Annotated in this window: 2 protein-coding genes and 1 pseudogene; all 3 read right to left on the minus strand. The window is 51.7% G+C overall.

Annotation, left to right across the window (positions count from 1 at the left end; all coding sequences use genetic code 11):
• Positions 1-163: 163 nt before the first annotated feature.
• Positions 164-478, minus strand: coding sequence for a hypothetical protein (locus FKV24_RS04840; protein WP_141481571.1), 315 nt, complete (start codon positions 476-478; stop codon positions 164-166).
• Positions 478-702, minus strand: coding sequence for a polymorphic toxin type 37 domain-containing protein (locus tag FKV24_RS20190; protein WP_170288213.1), 225 nt, complete (start codon positions 700-702; stop codon positions 478-480). Before FKV24_RS20190 ends, FKV24_RS04840 begins: the two co-directional genes overlap by 1 nt.
• Positions 703-990: 288 nt before the next feature.
• Positions 991-1,307, minus strand: a pseudogene (locus tag FKV24_RS19770) (RHS repeat-associated core domain-containing protein); the annotation flags it as partial.

Here is a 1,307-nt window from a genome sequence, read left to right on the forward strand (position 1 = left end):
GGTGGCGATGCACGCGCTCGCCACGGCCGTTGTAGCCGTAGTGCATCGTCACCGCGCCGCCCTGCTTGACCGCGCTCAGGCGGTTGGCGGCGCTGCGAGCTAATCAAAAGCCCTGCAACCCTCGACTAATAGCACGACAAAATTTTATGTCACCCAGATCAGCTCACTCTTCGTTTCCATTTAGCCAAGGAATGGACATCTCCGACTCTTTCTTGGTCGGATAGAACATCTTCTTTTCAGAAAGCTGAAAGAAAAGTGTCCCGCTAATTCCAACAACTTCTTTCTTATCAACCCTTCTCTTCCACATTCTCCCATATACCTCAGCAGCTTTATCCTCTCCAACCCGACCCACAAAATCATCCGAGAACTCAATATCCTGATCTCTTTCAGAGAATATTAGATAAAAATCATTGTCTTCGACATAAAATATGTCGTAAGTGCAATTATCTGCACCATCAACAACCTGCACATTTGGCATCACCGACCTCCCCTCACTCGCCCGCCAGGATATACATTTATATATCCACCACCTGGTATTTGTACATCCCAATGGGGCCCACCGTGAGCCGATCCTCCTGGGCCTGTTGGAACCCAAACACGACCTTTCTTATCCGGCCAACCGTACCCTCTTCCATTTGGACTTCTAATCTTCTTTCCATCCCATTTTCTTGGTGGAGAGTAGCCATCCTCCGCAGTTGGCATTCCTGGCGCATCTGCTTCGAGGCACTCACTGAGCTCTGCCGTGAGCTGGATTATAGGGCTGTGTAAATATGCATTTATTATTGGAAATGACGTTTTTATGATGTTATCAGATAAATCTGAAACACTATAGGGCGGAGTATTCGCCCTCCATTCACCTCCCTCATAGGGCGGAGTCCCTCCCCAGCCAATTGGCGGATCATGTGCGGGAAAGTATGTCGTCGCTGGAGGATTATCTGAATAACATCTAATTTCAGACAAAAATGGGCCATACTGAATAACCCGACAGGTTTCAAGCCCATTATGGTCTATACCCGAAATGGGAGCATTCAGTACATATGAATACGTGCTGACCCCACCACTCAAACCAATCGGATCCGATTGCGAGTACCGCCCCACCCCCGCCTCATAGTCCCGGAAGTAGTTGTAGTTCAACCCGCTCGCGGCGTCGTAGCGCTGGCCCGGGAAGCGCATATCGAGTGTGAAGGCGGTGCTGTCGCCGTCGGGGTCGGGGTTGGGGGCGCTGTTGCCGAAGGCTTCGCTGGCGATGTCCCAGGTCCAGACCGCGACGTCGCGCTGGGGTTCGATCACCGCGCGCGGGGTGCCGA

Origin of the sequence: Marilutibacter maris, from assembly GCF_006546735.2 — a bacterium.
GTDB lineage: Bacteria > Pseudomonadota > Gammaproteobacteria > Xanthomonadales > Xanthomonadaceae > Marilutibacter > Marilutibacter maris.